Origin of the sequence: Arthrobacter oryzae, from assembly GCF_030718995.1 — a bacterium.
GTDB lineage: Bacteria > Actinomycetota > Actinomycetes > Actinomycetales > Micrococcaceae > Arthrobacter > Arthrobacter oryzae_C.
Map to the genome: position 1 here is coordinate 4,320,998 of NZ_CP132204.1, position 18,113 is coordinate 4,339,110.

Sequence of the window (18,113 nt, forward strand, 5' to 3'; positions counted from 1 at the left end):
CGGAGTGGGCGTCGGCATGGGGTCGGTGCTGCGCGGCAGTTCCTGGGGTGTACAGCCGACCAGCGCCATGGCGGCCGCGGCGGCGGCCATGCTGCCGGTGATGAACGCCACCCTGCGCGTTAACGTGTGCCGGCTCATGGCACCGGCACGGTAGTCGTCGAAGAATTCCTCAATCAGGTATTTCTCAAACTTGCCAAGCTGCTGCGTCATGGCGGGTCTCCTGCCGTTTACTCAATAGCCTAGAACGGGTTAAGCAGCCGGTCCACGAATTGCCGGGTGCGCTCCTCCCGCGGGTCGCGCAGCACGGTATCGGGATGACCGCGCTCAACGACCACGCCGCCGTCCATGAAGATGACTTCGTCGGCCACCTGACGGGCGAACGCCAGCTCATGGGTGACCACCACCATGGTCCAGCCTTCGTCCGCCAGCTCCTTGATCACGGTCAGGACGTCACCCACCAGCTCAGGGTCCAGGGCCGACGTCGGCTCGTCAAAAAGCAGGAGCTGCGGCCGAAGGGCGAGCGCACGCACGATGCCGACACGCTGCTGCTGCCCGCCGGAGAGCTCGAACGGGTAGCTCTTCTCCTTGGCTGACAGTCCGACGCGGGCCAGAAGGCCCCTGGCTTCTGCGATTGCCTCCGCTTTGGGCCGTTTCTGCACCTGCACGGGGCCTTCGATGATGTTCTCAAGGACGGTCTTGTGCGGAAAGAGGTTGTAGTGCTGGAACACCATGGCGCTGCGGTCCCTTAAGGCGGCGAGCTGCTTCTTGGTCACCGGGGCGGAAAAGTCGACGGCGAGCTGGCCCGCAAAGTCCACCACGCCGTCGTCGGGTATTTCGAGTCCGTTGAGGCACCGCAGGACCGTCGTCTTGCCGGATCCTGAGGGCCCGATCAGGGCCACAACTTCGCCCCGGCGGACGTCCACGTCCACGGATTTCAGCACTTCATGGCTGCGGAAGGCCTTACGCAGCCCGCGCACGGTGAGCAGCGCGGCGTCACCCGGGAGCGCTGGTCCAGTGGGCGAGGGTTCAGTGGGCGACATAGCGGTCCAATCTCTTTTCCAGGACGGACTGCCCGCCGGCGAGGACCAGGCAGATGATCCAGTAGATCACCGCTGCCTCCAGGTACAGGAGCATGAATTCCTGGCTGAAGGCCGCCACCTGCTGCGCCTGGCGGAACAGCTCGGTGACGAGGATCAGGGACGCGAGCGATGTGTCTTTGACCAGGCTGATGAACGTGTTGGACAGGGGCGGGACCGAGACGCGCGCGGCCTGCGGCAGGATGATCCGGACCAGCGACTGGCGGCGGGACATGCCGATCGTGTGGCCGGCTTCCCACTGTCCTTTGGGAACGGACAGGATGGCCGCCCGGATGACCTCTGCTGCGTAGCCGCCCACATTCAGGGAGAAGGCGATGATGGCACTGGGCCACGGGCTGATGGTGACTCCCACAGACGGAAGCCCGTAGAAAATGACGAACAGCTGCACCAGCAGTGGTGTGCCTCGGATGACGGAAATGTACATTCGCGCAATGGCGGAAAAGACGGGGTTCCGGCTGAGCCGCATCAGCGCGATCAGCAGGGCCAGCAGCAGTCCGAGGCCGAAAGACGCCAAGGCCAGCGGAATCGTGCCGGAAACGGCGCCGATGAGGATGGGCCCCAGTGAGCTCCAGACGAGGTCCCAGTTGATAGTCATGCTCTGAAGCTGCGTCCGCCGCCGGCCTCCGATCCGCTACTTCGTGACGTCAGCGTCGAAGTACTTCTGGGAGATTTTGGCCAGGGTGCCGTCGGCCTGCAGCTCCCCGAGGGCCGTGTTCACGGCCTCGGCCAGGCTGGTCGATCCCTTGCGGAAGGCAAGGGCGCTGAGCGACTTGTCCGTCGTCTCGGCGGCGATCTTGATGTCGCTGTCCTTCGCGGTCTTCTGATAGTCGAGGTAGGTCAGTTTGTCGTTGATGGTGGCGTCCACCCGCCCCTGCTTGAGCAGGGTTACGGCCTGCGCCCAGCCCTCCACGGCCTCTACGTTGGCTCCGCTCTCCTGCGCCAGCTTGTACCAGTTGCTGGTCAGGGACTGCGCGGTGGTCTTGCCCTTGAGGCCCTCGAAGGAGCTGACGCTGCTGTCGTCAGCCTTGGTGACGATGACGCCGGTGCTCACCGTGTACGGCTCGGAGAATTCGTACTTCGCCTTGCGTTCGTCGGTGATCGAGACCTGGTTGGCCACGACGTCGAACCTCTTGGCCTCCAGGCCGGCGAAGATGGCATCGAACTGGGTTTCCTGGAAGGAGGGTTTCACCCCGAGCTTCCCGGCGACGGCGGTGATGATCTCGACGTCGTATCCGGTCAGTTCGCCGCTGCCGTCGGCGTGGAAGGAGAAGGGTTTGTACGTGCCCTCCGTGCCGATCTTGAGCTCGCCTGCGCTCTTGACGTCGGCGAGGGAGGTGTCGGCTCCTCCGGCCGGCGCCGAACCGGACGGCGTGGTGGACCCGGACCCGCAGCCGGCCAGGGCGAGTGCTGCGGCGGCGATGAGGCCGAATGCGGAAAGACGTGTGCGCTTCATGTTGAACCTTCGTCCTCTAGGCGGAAGGGCTCGCCAGCTGCACCGCACGCCGGCAGTCCACTTCAGACGATAGCAAGTTCCGGCTTCGGGGAATACGGGGAGTGGATTCCTCCCGTCCCGGACATGCGCTGCCGCCAGTTGCCGAATTCATGAATTCCTTAACCTACTTTCCGGTAAGGGTTATGCCTGTACAGCGCAGCGGCTAGCCTGTCATAGACGCCGGGGGGAGGTTCCCGGCTGGAGGCTACAAAGGACCAGCGAAAATGCCAAGCACAGTGACCTTTTCGGTGACAACCATGCCCAGGAGCGGCTCAGAGGGCCGCTTCCGGGAAATCGTCCGGAACCTGCGGACGGACGAACTTGAGGACTGCTTCCTGACGGTCTTCCACGTCGGCGATTCATACGCCCTGCTCAGCGGTGAAGCCATCCACAGCGCGCACACCGCCACCAACGATGCCCTGCGTTCGTACCTCCTGGGCCGCCTCGCGGGCAACGGCGTCGGCCTGGACTTCGACGTGAGGATCGACCGGGACTCAGAAGCGGCCCGCTCCCGTTCGTGACCCGCACGGGACGCCTGGGGCCCGCGGCGCGGGGCATCCCGAAAGAGCTTTGGCGTGGAGCTGTCATTGACCCTGCTGGCCCTTGCCCACGCTGACCGCTGCGTTGAGGCCGGGGCCACGCTTGCGGGGGTGTTCGACGGCGAGGGCGGCTGGCACATCTCGATGCTCGACCCCGAGGGAACCGAGTTCTGCATCCAGTGACAACTCGTCTGCTGTCTCATCCCGAGGTGGATGCCGGGCGGTTCCTGGGCTGAGGTCATGGGACCGCCAATGGGCCCTGTGCAACGCACTGAGCTGGATCCATACTGAAGTATGAGCGAGGCCGATGACTTCATAGGCTGGATAAATTCTTCGCTGCGCCAGGCGGAAGTCGCGCTTCATGACGGCGACTCGGCGCCGCGCCGGGCGCTTTGGTCACGGCAGGAGCCTGTGAGCATCCTGGGCGCGTGGCGGAATGCGTTTGGGCAGCAGGAGGTGGACGACGCCTTCGCCATCCTTGAGAAGGCCTTCTCCAACTGCACGTCCTACACATTCGAACTCCAGGCCTACGACGTCGTCGGTGACATGGCCTATACCGCCGGCCTGGAGCATATCTCGACCTCCGTCGACGGTCAGCCGCGCAGTTACACCCTGCGCGTCACCCAGGTCTATCGCCGCGAAGACGGCGAGTGGAGGGTGGCGCATCGGCACGCCGACACCGTGGCCGAGTGACGCCGACGTGTCTCTTTGCTGCCTTGGACCGCTGCCTGCACACAGGGTGGGGAGAAGGCTGTGACCGGAGGAATGAGGTATAGCGGCCCGCACTGGCGGCGAGTTATGGCTGCCCTCGCCAGCAACGACACGCGGACCGCTTACGCCCGGATAGTGCTCGGTGCCCAACTCCCCGAAGCGGTCGCTGGCCTAAAGGACCACCGACGAAACCGTGCCGTCGACGCCCTACTGGAGTCCGGGCTCGTTGACCGGAACGCCGCCGGCGAACTGGTGGCGTCCGAGGCGGTCTTCCGTGACCTTCTCAGGCAGCAACCCCGGCGGCAGCCGCAGGAGGGCGTGGCCCGGTTCATGCGCTTGGGCAGGATCGAGAGGTATCCGGCCAACAAGACGGAGCGACGGGAGCTCCTGGCCTGGATCGTCAGTGATGCCATCAAAGCCGACGAGGACCTCACGGAAAAGCAGGTCAATGAACGGCTACTCAGCTATACCGACGACGTCGTGTTGCTTCGTCGCTACCTGGTCGACTTCGGCCTGCTGGAACGGACCCGCTCGGGGTCCTCCTATTCCCGGCCGAAAGAGATGTAGTGCCCCTTGCGGCCGGAGGAACCGCCGTTTCCAGCAACTGCATCAAAGAATGTCAGAGCCCCCTGAGATGCTGTGGGTATGGACAGCAGCACAGCTTGGAGTGCGGAGAGCAGGGAGGCCATGGCGGCCCTCTCCGAGTCCGCTGCCGTGCTGGCGGGGTTTCTTGGCGCCGGCCGGCACAAGGCTGAAGTGCCCGACGGCGGCCTGCCGCCGGTTGCCGATCCGCTGCGGGGTCTAGCGGATGACTGCCTGGACGCCCTGGCCGAATTGGCACGGCACGAAGCCCGGACCGCCGCCCTGAAGGTGAGGCTGACTGCCGAATTCGTGGAGGCCAACAGGTCGTTGGCATCACCGGCGGCATCCCCGCAGGACAGCACCGCCCAGGAAATGGCCACCGTTGCCGAGGTCGCCTGCGTCCTGACCGTCAGCGAACGCACCGCCGGTGCCCTCGTGTCCGATTCCCTGGCACTGACAACGAACCTGCCGCTGACGCTGGCGGCACTGCAGGCCGGGACCATCTCCTGGCAGCACGCCCGGATCGTGGTCGATGAAACCGTTGGCCTGGACCGGGCGGGGGCGGCTGCGCTGGAAGCGCACTTCCTGGACCCCGATGCCCCAAACCCTGCCCGCGGGTGCCCTGCCGGGGACCTCGTCCCGGGCCGCTTCCGTGCCAAAGCCCGCACCTGGCGGGAACGCCACCACCCGGTCAGCATCGAAACGCGTCACGCGAACCGCGCCAGGGACCGGCGGGTCGAGTTAACCCCGGACCGTGACGGCATGGCCTGGCTCTCCGCCTACCTCCCGGCCGACACCGCCGCGGGGATCTGGGAACGGGCCACCGCCGCTGCCCGGGCCCTTCAAAGCCCGGACGAAGCCCGGACCCTCACCCAGCTCCGCGCCGACATCGCCGCCACCTGGCTGCTCACCGACACCACCGGCGTCACAGGCACCTCCGGCAGGGCCGGCGGCGGAACAGGCTTAGGCGGGGTTGTGACCGGGGGTGTCCCGACCCCGAGGGCGCAGGTCCTGATCACCGTCCCGGTGCTGTCCCTCCTGGGTGCCACGGATGAACCAGCCATGCTGGACGGCTACGGGCCGATCCCAACATCCATGGCCCGCCGGCTGATCGCCGACGGCGCCGACTCCTTCTACCGCGTCCTGATTGACCCACGTGACGGGGCACCTTTGGAAATCGGACGGACAAGCTACCGCGTCACCAGGGCCCAGCGGCAATGGCTTCGACTCCGCGACGGGAAATGTCCCTTCCCCGGCTGCAACAACCACTCACTGGACAACGAAGCGGACCACCTCCTGGCCTGGGCAGACGGAGGCACCACCGGCATCACCAACCTAGGCCAACCCTGCCCCCGACACCACCGGCTGAAACACAGCTCCGCCTGGACACCAACCGGAGCCAGCAAGGACAACCCGCCAGGGTGGACCTCGCCGTCAAGCCGGCTCTACCCCAGCGAGCACCAGGACTGGGAACCGCCCCGCTGGCCACACGACGTTCTGGCCGCGGAAGAACCGTGCCCGGATTCCGAACCGGAACCGCCCCCGGACCCTTTCCCGGACTGGCACCTTTTCTTACCGGGGCATCGATTTCCCTCCGCGGACGTTGACGGCCCGCCCTGGCCGGCACCCCTGGACGACTTCCTCCCGGAAGCGTTCATGCTTCAAGGAGTCTGATCATTACACAGATGTTCAAAAAGGCTGGGCGCAGGGCAATCAGTATCGCCACCGCAGGGCGAATCGAACGCGGTCCGGGACCATCCCCAGCGCGATCCTGACACGAGAATTAATAAACTCAACCCTCCCGCGCGCGTGCGTGAGAGGGCTGAGTTGACGATGGATGGACTGAGAAGACTAGAAGTCCCAGTCCTCGTCCTCGGTGTTGACGGCCTTGCCGATCACATACGACGAACCCGACCCCGAGAAGAAGTCGTGGTTCTCATCAGCGTTCGGCGACAGGGCCGAGAGGATGGCCGGGTTCACGTCGGTGACGGAAGCCGGGAACATGGCCTCGTAGCCCAGGTTCATCAGCGCCTTGTTGGCGTTGTAGTGCAGGAACTTCTTGACGTCCTCGGCGAGGCCGACGGAGTCGTAGAGGTCATGCGTGTACTGGACTTCGTTCTCGTACAGCTCGAAGAGCAGTTCGAAGGTGTAGTCCTTGATCTCCTGGCGCTTCTCCTCGGAGACCTTCTCCAGGCCCTTCTGGAACTTGTAGCCGATGTAGTAGCCGTGCACGGCCTCATCGCGGATGATCAGGCGGATCAGGTCGGCCGTGTTCGTCAGCTTGGCCCGTGAGGACCAGTACATCGGCAGGTAGAAGCCCGAGTAGAACAGGAAGCTCTCCAGCAGCGTGGATGCCACCTTGCGCTTCAGCGGGTCGTCGCCCTGGTAGTAGTCCATGACGATCTGGGCCTTCTTCTGAAGGTTCTCGTTCTCGGTGGACCAGCGGAACGCCTCGTCGATCTCCTTGGTGGAGGCCAGCGTGGAGAAGATGGAGGAGTAGCTCTTGGCGTGCACGGACTCCATGAACGCAATGTTCGTATAGACGGCTTCCTCGTGCGGGGTGAGGGCGTCCGGAATCAGCGAGACGGCGCCAACGGTGCCCTGGATGGTGTCCAGCAGGGTCAGGCCCGTGAACACGCGCATGGTGAGCTGCTGCTCATCCGGCGTCAGCGTCGCCCACGACTGGACGTCGTTGGACAGCGGCACCTTCTCCGGCAGCCAGAAGTTGTTGACGAGGCGGTTCCAGACATCCACGTCCTTGTCGTCCTGGATGCGGTTCCAGTTGATGGCCTCGACGTGGCTAAGCAGCTTGACCTTTTCGGTCATGTCATCCCCTCAATGTTGGGTTGGTTCTTTAGTTAAAGCGTACGACGGCGGGCGGGCGCCCGCCGTCGTACTGTCACGTTTTAGTTGAAGATCAAAGCATGCAGCTGACGCAGCCCTCTACCTCGGTCCCTTCCAGCGCGAGCTGGCGGAGACGGATGTAGTAGATGGTCTTGATGCCCTTCTTCCAGGCGTAGATCTGGGCCTTGTTGATGTCGCGCGTGGTGGCGGTGTCCTTGAAGAACAGCGTCAGGGACAGGCCCTGGTCCACGTGCTGCGTGGCTGCGGCGTAGGTGTCGATGACCTTCTCGTAGCCGATCTCGTACGCGTCCTGGTAGTACTCCAGGTTGTCGTTCGTCAGGTACGGCGCCGGGTAGTACACGCGGCCCAGCTTGCCTTCCTTGCGGATCTCGATCTTCGACGCCACCGGGTGGATCGAGGAGGTGGAGTTGTTGATGTAGGAGATCGAGCCGGTCGGCGGGACGGCCTGCAGGTTCTGGTTGTAAATGCCGTGCTCCATGACGGAAGCTTTCAGCTCGCGCCAGTCATCCTGGGTGGGGATGTGGATGTTCTTGAACAGCTCCGCAACCTTCTCGGTCTGCGGCACCCACTCCTGCTCCGTGTACTTGTCGAAGAACTCACCCGAGGCGTACTTGGACTTTTCGAAGCCGCCGAACGTCTGGCCGGTCTGGATGGCCAGCTTGTTGGAGGCGCGGACGGCGTGGAACACCACCGAGTAGAAGTAGATGTTGGTGAAGTCCAGGCCCTCTTCGGAACCGTAGTGGACCCGCTCGCGGGCCAGGTAGCCGTGCAGGTTCATCTGGCCGAGGCCGATCGCGTGGCTCTGGTCGTTGCCGCGGGCGATGGACGGCACCGAGGTGATGTTGGACATGTCGGACACAGCCGACAGCGAGCGGATGGCCGTCTCGATGGTCAGGCCGAAGTCCGGCGAGTCCATGGTTTTCGCGATGTTCAGCGAGCCCAGGTTGCAGGAGATGTCCTTGCCGGTCTGGTCGTAGGACAGGTCATCGTGGTACGTGGTGGGCTGCGAAACCTGGAGGATCTCGGAGCACAGGTTGGACATGATGATCTTGCCGTCGATCGGGTTTTCCCGGTTCACGGTGTCCTCGAACATGATGTACGGGTAGCCGGATTCGAACTGGATCTCGGCGAGGGTCTGGAAGAACTCGCGCGCCTTGATCTTGGTCTTCTTGATCCGGGAATCGTCCACCATCTCGTAGTACTTCTCGGTGACCGAGACGTCGGAGAACGGCATGCCGTAGACGCGCTCGACGTCGTACGGGGAGAACAGGTACATGTCCTCGTCCCGCTTGGCCAGCTCGAAGGTGATGTCCGGGATGACGACGCCGAGCGAGAGGGTCTTGATGCGGATCTTCTCGTCCGCGTTCTCGCGCTTGGTGTCCAGGAACCGGTAGATGTCCGGGTGGTGGGCGTGCAGGTACACGGCACCGGCACCCTGGCGGGCACCGAGCTGGTTGGCGTAGGAGAAGCTGTCCTCGAGGAGCTTCATCACGGGGATGACGCCCGAGGACTGGTTCTCGATCTGCTTGATCGGGGCGCCGACTTCGCGGATGTTGGTCAGCGCGAATGCCACACCGCCGCCGCGCTTGGACAGCTGCAGGGCGGAGTTGATGGAACGGCCGATCGACTCCATGTTGTCTTCGATGCGGAGCAGGAAGCAGGAGACCAGCTCGCCGCGCTGCTTCTTGCCGGCGTTCAGGAACGTGGGCGTGGCCGGCTGGAAGCGGCCCTCGATGATCTCATCCACCATCTGCAGGGCCAGCTGCTCGTCGCCGCGGGCCAGGTGCAGGGCAACCATGCACACGCGGTCCTCGTAGCGCTCCAGGAACCGCTTGCCGTCGAACGTCTTCAGCGTGTAGGACGTGTAGAACTTGAAGGCGCCCAGGAAGGTCTCGAAGCGGAACTTCTTCTTGTACGCCCGGTTGAAGAGCTCGCGGATGAAGTTCATCGTGTACTGGTCGAGGGTCTCGCGCTCGTAGTACTGGTTCTTCACCAGGTAGTCGAGCTTCTCTTCCAGGTCGTGGAAGAACACGGTGTTGTTGTTTACGTGCTGCAGGAAGTACTGGTGCGCGGCCTCGCGGTCCGCTTCGAACTGGATTTCACCGTTCGGTCCGTACAGGTTCAGCATGGCGTTCAGCTCGTGGTAGCCCAGCCCCTTGTAGGCGGCGGGCAGTGCGGGCTTCTCTGCGGCCTTCTCGACGGCGGGCATGGTTACTTCTGTGTCTGCGACAGTAGTGTCCAAAACTTGTCCAATCCTTGATTTACCAGGCGGACGTCTTCAGGCGTCCCCATAAGTTCGAAGCGGTAGAGGTGGGGTATCTGGCATTTGAAGGCGATGATGTCACCCGCCATGCAGTAGTTGTCCCCGAAATTCGTGTTTCCTGCGCCGATCACCCCACGGATCAGGGCCCTGTTCTGCGGGTTGTTGAGGAACCGGATCACCTGTTTCGGCACTGATCCCTCGCCGCCGGTCCCCCCGTAGGTGGGAACCACCAGGACGAAGGGCTCTAAGGCCACGAGTTCAGGTTCACGCTGATGCAGGGGTATCCGGGAGGCATCCCGGCCCAGCTTCTCAACGAAGCGCCGGGTGTTCTCGGAGGCCGAGGAAAAATAGATGAGGTGGCTGGAGGTCCGGGTCATGGGCGTCGTGTTCGCAGCGTCTGCTGCGAGCGGCGCATCGGCAAGTGCCGGCGCTGCCATGGGAGTCACCTCATCTACGTAAAGTTCTTTGCCGGAAACGGCGGATGCAGCCTAGGCCACGGAAGCAGCGGCGCTCAGCGCCAGCTCTTCGATCTTGTCCGGGCGGAAGCCTGACCAGTGGTCCTGGTCCGTGACCACAACGGGAGCCTGCATGTAGCCGAGGGCCTTCAGTCGCTCAAGGGCGTCCGCGTCCTGGGAGATGTCGACGCTCTGGTAGGTGATGCCCTTCTTGTCCAGCGCGCGGTACGTTGCGTTGCACTGAACACAGGCCGGCTTCGTGTAAACCGTAACGGTCATGGTTCCTGTCCCCTTTTGTTGAAGTCACTGCTTTGAAGTCTCTGGTACATCGTTGCGGTAGACACTGCCCGGAACTGAAACCCCTCATCCGATACCGGTCCTGCGTCCCGCTCAATCTGTATGTCGATACTACATGTAGTGCACGGCCCCGATGAGGACCCCAACATGATGTATTACAAGTATGTCATTTAATGCACCGTTAATCCACAGGCGGGCAGGTGAAAAATGTCCGTGTTTCAGCTGTTTTCGAGGACGAAATCCACACCCTGTGGAGTAGTTAGCCACAATTAATCGCCCCGCGTGTCGCCCGGCAGACGGCGTGTCGCACCAACGCGGCAGGCGTGTCGGACGGCACACAAAAGGGCCCTGAACGAAGTTTCAGGGCCCCCGATGTGATGAACGGAACGTCGTGTCGAGGCGGAGTTGCGGTCTCCGGGTCAGCTGCGGGCAGGCGGCCTGCTGCAGAGGATCTGTTCCACGCCCATCCTGCCCTCGGCGAAGCTGCGCAGGGCACCAACGAGGTACAGCCTCCAGACCCGGGCTATCTCCTCCCCCATCATGTCGACGGCGGCTTCCTGGTTTTGCTCGAAGTTGGCGTACCAGGCTTCAAGGGTCCGCACGTAGTCCTTCCGCAACGCCTCCACACCCTCGACTTCCAACCCCGCGTCCTCCAGGAACCCCAGGGTCTCGCCGACCGGACGCATGTGCATGTCCGGGGCGATGAAGGATTCGATGAACGGCCCGCCGCCGGGGTGCTTTCCGCGCCGGGACATCTGCTGAACCAGCACCCGGCCGCCGGGAACCACATTGTTGAACAGCGCCGCGGCGTACACCGGGTAGTTTCGCTGGCCCACGTGTTCGCCCATTTCCAAGGAAGCAACGGCATCAAACGGGCCGTCCGGAATCTCGCGGTAGTCCTGGACCCGGACCTCCACTGTTCCCTGTGACCCGCGGCCGGCGAACCCGGTCTTCTCCAGGCCGCGATCTCGGATCCGGGCGTCGATGAACGCCTTCTGTTCCCTGGACAGGGTCACGCCCACGACGTCGGCGCCGTAGTGTTGCGCAGCATGCAAGCTCAGGGATCCCCACCCGCAGCCGACATCCAGCAGGCGCATCCCGGGTTTGAGGCCGATCTTCCGGCAGACGAGGTCCAGCTTGTCCCGCTGGGCGTCCTCGAGGCCGTAGGTCTCTGTGGAGTCAGTCCAGTACGCGCTGGAGTACGCCATCTGCGGATCCAGGATCAGGCCGTAGAACTCATTGCTGAGATCGTAGTGGTGGCTGATGGCGGCACGGTCACGCAGGAGGCTGTGCAGTTTTCCCTTGACCCGGGCCTGGCTGGCCGGCGGCTCCGGCGGAGTGCCGAGGCCACCGGCGGCCCTGGCAATCCTGCCCATGCCTGCCAGGACGGCGGGGGTGGGCCTGATGCCGGAAAGTTCGCGGTCCCGCACCACCTTCCAGAGGTGCTCGAGCGCTGCGTTGAGGTCGCCGTCGACGTCCAGTTCTCCGGTGACATAGGCCTGTGCTGCACCGAGCTCGCCCGGCGCCCACAACAGCCTCCGGATGGCGTCCGGGGAATTCAGCCGGACCACCGGTGCGCCGAAAGGGCCCGCCTCGCTGCCGTCCCACACCTTGAGCCGGACAGGTAGTTCCCCGCCGACCACGGGGTGCAGGACCTCGGCAATGGTGCTCGCGAGCGGCGGGGTCATACTGCGGCTCCGCCGGCCGCACGCTTGGCAGCCGCATGGTCCAGGACAATCTGCTGGACGTCAAGGTAGCCCGTCTCGAAGCCCGCCCTGGAGTAGCAGAGGTAGAACAGCCACATCCGCTGGAAGACCGCGTCGAAGCCCATGGCCGCAACCTCGTCGGCGCGCGACATGAAGCGCTCCTCCCAGAGGCGCAGTGTCTGCGCATAATGTTCGCCCATCGCGAGGCGTTCGCGGACCCGGAGACCGGTCTGCTTCTCGGTGATTTCCTCGATGGCCCGGACGGATGGAATGACGCCGCCGGGGAAGATGTACTTGTGCACCCAGGTGTAGCTGGTCCGGGTGGCGATCAGCCGGTCGTGGGCGATGGTGATGGCCTGGATGGCTACCTTGCCGCCGGGAGCCAGGACGCGCTCGATCGTCTGGAAATACGTGGCCCAGTATTCGTAACCGACGGCCTCGATCATTTCCACCGAGACGACGGCGTCGTACTCCCCTTCCACGGCCCGGTAGTCCTTGAGCTCAATGGTGACGGCGTCGGCGTAGCCGGCCTCGGCCACACGCTGGCGGGCCAGTTCCTGCTGTTCGCTGGACAGCGTGACCGAATAGACGGTGGCACCCCTGGCAGCGGCACGCAGGGCAAGTTCGCCCCAGCCGGTTCCGATTTCCAGCACGCGCGTTCCCTCGCTGACACCGGCCTTGTCCAGCAGACGGTCGATCTTTGCCTGCTGCGCGGCAGCGAATCCGTCCCAGGCAACGGTCCGCAGCGCCTCGCCCCTCTCCGGGAAAAGCGCACTGGAGTAGGTCATGGTGCTGTCCAGGAAGGAGGAAAAGAGCTCATTGGAGAGGTCGTAGTGCCGGGAGATGTTGGAACGCGTGTTCTGCTCGGTGTTGCGTTCCCTGCGCGGCTGGCGCGGGAGGTACAGGGCCCGCAGTTTCTGCAGCGGCTCGGGCACGAGGGTTCCCACCCTGGCCGCAAAGACTTCCATGACCGCGGTGAGGTCGTCCGCGTCCCAGTCTCCGGCCATGTAGGACTCGCCCAGGCCGATTAGTCCGCCGTCGCCGAGCCGGGAGGCGAAAGCCTCCGGCCGGTTCAGGGTCATGACCGGGTAGGGAGCCCCGGGTTCGGATGCCGGGCCGGCCGCTGCCTTTCCAAGGACGGTGCCGTCCGGGTAGCGGACTTCGAGGGGAAGCGTGCGGACGGCGGCCTTGAAGATTGCATCCGCAACCCGTCCCGCCACCCGGGCTTTGAGGCTGTCCGGCGTGGTGGCGATGCTGGGCCAGATGGCGGCGTCAATCACGGCAGGGGGCTGCGGAACGCTGTAGGGCACGGTGCTGCCGGCAACTGTGCTGCCGAGGCCGCGGCCGGTCCGGGCCGGGGCGGGACGCGGGTTCGCAGGCTGGCCCGCAGCGGATCCGGTTGCTTCGGTGATGGTCACTGTACTGCCTCCTGTGAGGGGTGGTGTGGTCTTTTGATGACGGGCAGCCTGCGTGCCCACAGCTTGATTCCCTGCCAGCGGATCTGAGCGGAGACACGCAGCGGCGCCAGCGGGACCGCGAGCGCGGCGGAGAGGACGGCCGGCAGGGACGCCTCGCGGCGTTCGCCGTCGACGGTTGCGATGAAGGGCTTCTGCCCTTCGCGCTCCAGCACGATCGATACCGCCAGCCGCTCCCCCGGTTCCGGGAGTTTCATCCGGTACTGGCCTTCGACGTCGTTGAACGGGGAAACGTAGAACGCTTTGGGAACACTGGCCCGGCCGGCGTGATCCGTTTCGAGTAGATAGCAGTGGCGTTCACCGTACGTGTTGTGAACTTCAGCGACGACGCAGCGCAGGTCCCCGTCGGCGCCATGGCACCAGAAGAGGGTGAGCGGGTTGAACACGTGGCCAAACACCCGGGCGCTGGCCAGCATGGTGATCCTGCCGCCGTCGAGCTCTATCCCGCGGGTCCGCAGGAACCGTTCCACGTTGCCGCGGAGCGTGCCTTCCGGGTCGCCGAGGTGGTCCGAGGCGCGAAAGTCCGCGAGCGGCCGGAGCGGCCAGGGCAGGGAAGGCAACCGGTCGACGTCGACGTACCAGCTGTAGCTGCGGTACGTGAACGCGTTGTGCAGCGGAGTACGCCGTACGTGTGCGATGGAGGTGCGGTAGATGGCAGCCCGGGTTTTCATCAGGCGCCCTCCGCGGCAACGCCTTGGAGGAGGGCACCGGCTGCTGCGCCCCGCTGCTCCCAGTCCCGGCCAAGCCGGGCGGCCGCTTTGACCCCGGAGAGTGCGCCGTCCTCGTGGAAGCCCCAGCCGTGGTAAGCGCCGGCAAAGGCGAGGCGCCCGTCCCCCAGGGCAAGGATCTGCTGCTGCGCCCGGAGCGAATCCGGCGTGTACTGCGGATGTTCGTAAACCATCCGGTCCAGCACGGTTCCATCGGAAATGAGTTCGGACTCCCCCAGGCTCACGATGTACCGTCCGCCGTCGGCAGGCTCGAGGCGCTGGAGCCTCGTCATGTCGTAGCTGACCAGCACTTTGTCCGGGCGTGCGTCGCAGGTCGGCAGCCGGTAGTTCCAGGACGCCTGGGCATTGGCGCTGCGCGGCAGGACAGCGTCGTCGCGGTGGAACAGTGTCTGGTTGACCGAGTAGGGCATCCCGCCGAGCGCCTCGCGTTCCTCCGGGGAGGCATCGGCGAGCAGGCGCAGCGCCTGCGCAGGGTGCGTGGCAATAACGACGGCGTCGAAGGCCTCCGTTCCGTGCGGTGTGGTCAGTTCCACGCCCTCCGCACGGCGGCGCACCGACGTGACCGGGCTGGACAGCCGGACGTCCGGCAGCGTCGCGGCAAGCTTGTCCACGTACGTGCGGGAACCGCCCTTGACCGTCCGCCATTGCGGCGATCCGGACACTCCAAGCAGGCCGTGGTGGGCCAGGAAGGTGAACAGGTAGCGGGCAGGGTAGGCCAGCGCCGTGGTGGGGTCGCAGGACCACACCGCGCTCACGACGGGGGTCATGAAGTGCGAGATGAAGTAGCCGCTGAATTTCTCACGGGCGAGGAACTCCCCCAGCGTCAGCTCCGGCTCCCCGCCGCCGGCAGCAGTCTTCGACGCCCCGGCCAGCAGGGCGCGGGCCCGGCGGTGGAAGCGCGTCACTTCCAGAAGCATCAGAAGGTACCGGCCGCGCAGCAGGGTGGAGGGCCGTGGAATGATGCCGCGCCCCCTGGCACGGGCACCGGCATATTCGAGGCCGCAGCCGTCGCAGCGGACCGACATGCTCATTTCGGAGTCCTGCGTCTCGACGCCCAGCTCCGCAAAGAGCCGCAGGAGCGTCGGGTAGGTGCGTTCGTTGTGCACGATGAAACCCGTGTCCACGCCCAGGACCGGGCCGTCCGCCTGCGGTACATCATGGGTGTGCGCATGGCCGCCCAGCCGGGAGTCGGCCTCGAAGAGGGTGACGTTGTCCCGCTGGTTCAGGACATAGGCTGCGGTCAGCCCTGCCACGCCGCTGCCAATGACGGCTACCCGCCTGCCGTCCGGAATCGTTGCTGCTTGCGACACTGATCTGCTCCTGTTGGCTTCGCCTGAATCGTCCTGATGAATCGTCTTATGGGCAATTCGTCACCGAAGGGCGCCCGGATGACTACGAATTACAGCCGGGCGCCTTGACGCGATTCTTCCCCATGAGCGGGACCGGTCCGTGGCGACATTCCGGGGCCGCGGGGCGATATGCCACAATGAAGCGGGATTTTCCACGGCGAAGGGCAACCATTGATCAACCCTGTTCATCTGCGGACGCTCGTGGAGGTCACCCGCCTCGGTTCATTCGCCGCGGCCGCCAACCGGCTGGGCTATACGGCCTCCGCCGTTTCGCAGCAGATGTCCGCTTTGGAGCGGGACACCGGCGTGGATCTCTTCCAGCGCTCGGCCCGAAGCATCCAGCCCACCGAAGCCGCCCTGGTGATGACACGGCATGCGGCCAAGGTCCTCACGGACATCGAGGCCCTGATGGCCGCTGCCTCCAGGACACACAACGCCACGCACCAGGAACTGAGGCTGGGAATTTTCCCCAGCCTGGCCACGTATGTGCTGCCCCGGATCCTGCAGAACCCGAAGTGGAAAGACCTCGGCATCGACCTCAGGGTGTCCGTGGCGGAGCCCTCGCAGACCATCCAGGGGCTGCGCACCGGCGGCGAACTCGATGTGGCGCTCGTCTATCAGGTGGGACAGTCCGGCCTGGCCTGGCCCCACACTGTTAACCGGCAATGGATCGGCGACGACGAATTCCGCGTGGTGCTGCCAGCGGCCTGGGGTTTCCGTGCCGACGCCAAAGTCGCTGCGGACCACCTCTCCGACATGCCCTGGATCGTCCATCACCCGGGCACCAGCGATGCGACGGTTATCGAACGGCTGTTCGCCAGCTGCAACCTGCACCCCCGGGTGGTGGCCTACAGCGACGACTTCCACGCCAGCCTCGAAATGGCCGCGGCGGGGCTGGGCGCCGCCCTGGTCCCCGAGCTTGCCCTGCGGCACCGTCCTGCCGGCGTGGTGGTCCTCGATGTGCCGGAAATCAGGCTTGCCAGGAACGTATTCGCCTTGCTCATCAATGACAAGCAGACGGCACGGGTCCAGCTGTTCGTCGAGCTCCTGGCGGACACGCTCCACAGCCTGGGGACCACCCGCAAGAATTAGCGGGTCTGGGAACCACGGGCCTTCGCGCGCCGGGCCTTGGAACGTCCGGGCGCCCGCGCCGCCAATGACAGTAGGGCGGTCACCAGCGCGTCCTTCGCCGTTCCGTAGGGCGGATAGGCCAGGCGCAGGGTGTCCGGCCACATCGGTTTATCCATGCAGGCCCGTTCGTGCGAAAACGTCCGCACGGAATGTTCGCCGTGATAGGCACCCATGCCGCTGCCGCCGACCCCGCCGAACGGGAGGCCCGGGACCGCGAGGTGCGCCGCCGGCGCTCCATACACCAGGGCCCCGGACGACGTCTCCGCCGCAAAGGATCCACGGACGCCGTCGTCCGCACTGAAAACGTACACAGCCAGCGGCTTGCCGCCCGCGTTGACCATCCGGATCGCTTCGTCCACTCCGGACACGGGCACCAGCGGGAGCAACGGGCCGAAGATTTCCTCATCCAGGACGGCGTCACCCGGTGCGGGCCGCAGCAGGGTCGGGGCAAAGTACCGGCTTTCGGGATCCCGCTGGCCGCCATGGACCACTGCGGTGCCGTCCGCCAGTTCTGCGAGCCGTTCGAAGTGCCGGTCATCGACGATCCGGCCGTAGGAAGCACTGCCTGCCGGGTCCTTGCCGAACATGCCGGTAATGGCGTCTATGAGCAGCGGTTCCAGCGCGTCCAGAATTTCCGGGGCGGCCAGCACATAGTCAGGCGCCACGCAGGTCTGCCCGGCGTTCATGAACCGGCCCCATGCAATGCGCCCGGCCGTGGCGGACAGGTCCGCGGTGGCGTCCACGTAGGCCGGGCACCTGCCTCCCAGTTCGAGGGTCACGGGTGTGAGGTGTTCGGCCGCAGCCCGCATGACCACGCGCGCGGCGTCTTGCCCGCCGGTAAAGAAGATGTGGTCGAAGCGTTCCGCCAGCAGCGCCGTGGTTGCCGGGATGCCCCCGGGCACCACCTCGGCGGCTCCGCCCAAGTACTCCGGCACCCAGCGGACCAGGGCGGCTGATGTGGCGGGCGCGTGCTCGCTCGGCTTGATGACCACGGTGTTTCCGGCTGCAAGGGCTCCGGCAAGCGGCGCGAGGGTCAGCTGCAGCGGATAGTTCCACGTACCGATCACCAGCACCACTCCCAGCGGAGTCAGCTCGGTCCAGGCCCGGGCCGGCTGCGCCGGAAGCGGCACGTCCACCCGCCGGGGCCTAAGCCAGGCCGCCAGATGCCGCTCCAGGTGGGCCAACTCCGCAGTCACAAAGCCGATCTCGGTCAGCTGGGCCTCGCTGCGGTGCTTGCCGAGGTCGCTGAGGAGGGCCTCGGCAAAATCGCCGCCGTGATCCGTGAGCATCCTGCGCAGATTGCCCAGCTGTTCGAGGCGCCACGCCAGCGGGCGGCTCACCCCGCTGTCGAACAGCTCACGGGATCGGGCAACGGCGGCAGCGGCAGTATGCATCCGATCAATGTACCCGTGCCGGGACGCAG

At 65.2% G+C, this 18,113-nt stretch carries 18 protein-coding genes; 6 read left to right on the forward strand and 12 right to left on the reverse strand.

Annotated elements, in window-relative coordinates:
• Positions 1–239: 239 nt before the first annotated feature.
• The 3 genes from Q8Z05_RS19870 to Q8Z05_RS19880 are packed head-to-tail and all read right to left on the reverse strand — an operon-like array spanning position 240 to position 2,550.
• Complete coding sequence (locus tag Q8Z05_RS19870) at positions 240–1,040, reverse strand: amino acid ABC transporter ATP-binding protein (protein ID WP_305941257.1); 801 nt, start codon at positions 1,038–1,040, stop codon at positions 240–242.
• On the reverse strand, positions 1,027–1,692 hold the full coding sequence (locus Q8Z05_RS19875; RefSeq protein ID WP_305941258.1) for an amino acid ABC transporter permease: 666 nt from the start codon (positions 1,690–1,692) through the stop codon (positions 1,027–1,029). The genes Q8Z05_RS19870 and Q8Z05_RS19875 overlap by 14 nt, the downstream gene beginning before the upstream one ends.
• A 36-nt stretch (positions 1,693–1,728) precedes the next feature.
• Positions 1,729–2,550: an amino acid ABC transporter substrate-binding protein gene (locus Q8Z05_RS19880; RefSeq protein ID WP_305941259.1), complete on the reverse strand. Its 822-nt coding sequence runs from the start codon at positions 2,548–2,550 to the stop codon at positions 1,729–1,731.
• A gap of 263 nt (positions 2,551–2,813) precedes the next feature.
• Between Q8Z05_RS19880 and Q8Z05_RS19885 the strand changes: the two genes are divergently transcribed.
• From Q8Z05_RS19885 to Q8Z05_RS19905, 5 genes are all read left to right on the forward strand, one after another.
• Positions 2,814–3,110 carry a hypothetical protein gene (locus Q8Z05_RS19885; RefSeq protein WP_305941260.1) on the forward strand — a complete coding sequence of 99 codons (297 nt, stop codon included), beginning with the start codon at positions 2,814–2,816 and terminating at the stop codon, positions 3,108–3,110.
• A gap of 54 nt (positions 3,111–3,164) precedes the next feature.
• Positions 3,165–3,311, forward strand: a complete 147-nt coding sequence (locus Q8Z05_RS19890; RefSeq protein WP_305941261.1) for a VOC family protein — start codon at positions 3,165–3,167, stop codon at positions 3,309–3,311.
• Positions 3,312–3,422: 111 nt separating this feature from the next.
• Positions 3,423–3,821 carry a nuclear transport factor 2 family protein gene (locus Q8Z05_RS19895; RefSeq protein ID WP_305941262.1) on the forward strand — a complete coding sequence of 133 codons (399 nt, stop codon included), beginning with the start codon at positions 3,423–3,425 and terminating at the stop codon, positions 3,819–3,821.
• Positions 3,822–3,926: 105 nt separating this feature from the next.
• Complete coding sequence (locus Q8Z05_RS19900) at positions 3,927–4,406, forward strand: DUF2087 domain-containing protein (RefSeq protein WP_305941263.1); 480 nt, start codon at positions 3,927–3,929, stop codon at positions 4,404–4,406.
• 78 nt (positions 4,407–4,484) lie between these two features.
• A complete protein-coding gene (locus Q8Z05_RS19905) occupies positions 4,485–6,095 on the forward strand; it encodes an HNH endonuclease signature motif containing protein (protein ID WP_305941264.1) in 1,611 nt (536 codons plus the stop codon).
• A 177-nt stretch (positions 6,096–6,272) separates the two neighbouring features.
• On the opposite strand, the gene nrdF is transcribed toward Q8Z05_RS19905, so the two are convergent.
• The 8 genes from nrdF to Q8Z05_RS19945 form a co-directional block, all read right to left on the reverse strand.
• Positions 6,273–7,247, reverse strand: coding sequence for a class 1b ribonucleoside-diphosphate reductase subunit beta (gene nrdF / locus Q8Z05_RS19910; protein WP_305941265.1), 975 nt, complete (start codon positions 7,245–7,247; stop codon positions 6,273–6,275).
• 91 nt (positions 7,248–7,338) lie between these two features.
• Positions 7,339–9,495 carry a class 1b ribonucleoside-diphosphate reductase subunit alpha gene (gene nrdE / locus Q8Z05_RS19915; protein ID WP_305943641.1) on the reverse strand — a complete coding sequence of 719 codons (2,157 nt, stop codon included), beginning with the start codon at positions 9,493–9,495 and terminating at the stop codon, positions 7,339–7,341.
• A gap of 2 nt (positions 9,496–9,497) precedes the next feature.
• Positions 9,498–9,926: a class Ib ribonucleoside-diphosphate reductase assembly flavoprotein NrdI gene (nrdI, locus tag Q8Z05_RS19920; protein WP_305943642.1), complete on the reverse strand. Its 429-nt coding sequence runs from the start codon at positions 9,924–9,926 to the stop codon at positions 9,498–9,500.
• 111 nt (positions 9,927–10,037) lie between these two features.
• Positions 10,038–10,283, reverse strand: coding sequence for a glutaredoxin-like protein NrdH (gene nrdH, locus Q8Z05_RS19925; RefSeq protein WP_011692201.1), 246 nt, complete (start codon positions 10,281–10,283; stop codon positions 10,038–10,040).
• A 437-nt stretch (positions 10,284–10,720) separates the two neighbouring features.
• Positions 10,721–11,989 (reverse strand): SAM-dependent methyltransferase, encoded by a 1,269-nt coding sequence (locus tag Q8Z05_RS19930; RefSeq protein WP_305941266.1) that lies wholly within the window; start codon positions 11,987–11,989, stop codon positions 10,721–10,723.
• Complete coding sequence (locus tag Q8Z05_RS19935) at positions 11,986–13,425, reverse strand: class I SAM-dependent methyltransferase (protein WP_371745893.1); 1,440 nt, start codon at positions 13,423–13,425, stop codon at positions 11,986–11,988. The genes Q8Z05_RS19930 and Q8Z05_RS19935 overlap by 4 nt, the downstream gene beginning before the upstream one ends.
• Positions 13,422–14,153: a DUF1365 domain-containing protein gene (locus tag Q8Z05_RS19940; protein ID WP_305941267.1), complete on the reverse strand. Its 732-nt coding sequence runs from the start codon at positions 14,151–14,153 to the stop codon at positions 13,422–13,424. Before Q8Z05_RS19940 ends, Q8Z05_RS19935 begins: the two co-directional genes overlap by 4 nt.
• On the reverse strand, positions 14,153–15,520 hold the full coding sequence (locus Q8Z05_RS19945) for an NAD(P)/FAD-dependent oxidoreductase (protein WP_305941268.1): 1,368 nt from the start codon (positions 15,518–15,520) through the stop codon (positions 14,153–14,155). Before Q8Z05_RS19945 ends, Q8Z05_RS19940 begins: the two co-directional genes overlap by 1 nt.
• A 210-nt stretch (positions 15,521–15,730) precedes the next feature.
• Here Q8Z05_RS19945 and Q8Z05_RS19950 point away from each other — a divergent pair, with 210 nt between their 5' ends.
• Positions 15,731–16,651 (forward strand): LysR family transcriptional regulator, encoded by a 921-nt coding sequence (locus tag Q8Z05_RS19950; RefSeq protein ID WP_305941269.1) that lies wholly within the window; start codon positions 15,731–15,733, stop codon positions 16,649–16,651.
• On the opposite strand, the gene Q8Z05_RS19955 is transcribed toward Q8Z05_RS19950, so the two are convergent.
• Positions 16,648–18,084, reverse strand: coding sequence for an aldehyde dehydrogenase family protein (locus Q8Z05_RS19955; RefSeq protein ID WP_305941270.1), 1,437 nt, complete (start codon positions 18,082–18,084; stop codon positions 16,648–16,650). The genes Q8Z05_RS19950 and Q8Z05_RS19955 overlap by 4 nt on opposite strands.
• Positions 18,085–18,113 lie beyond the last annotated feature (29 nt).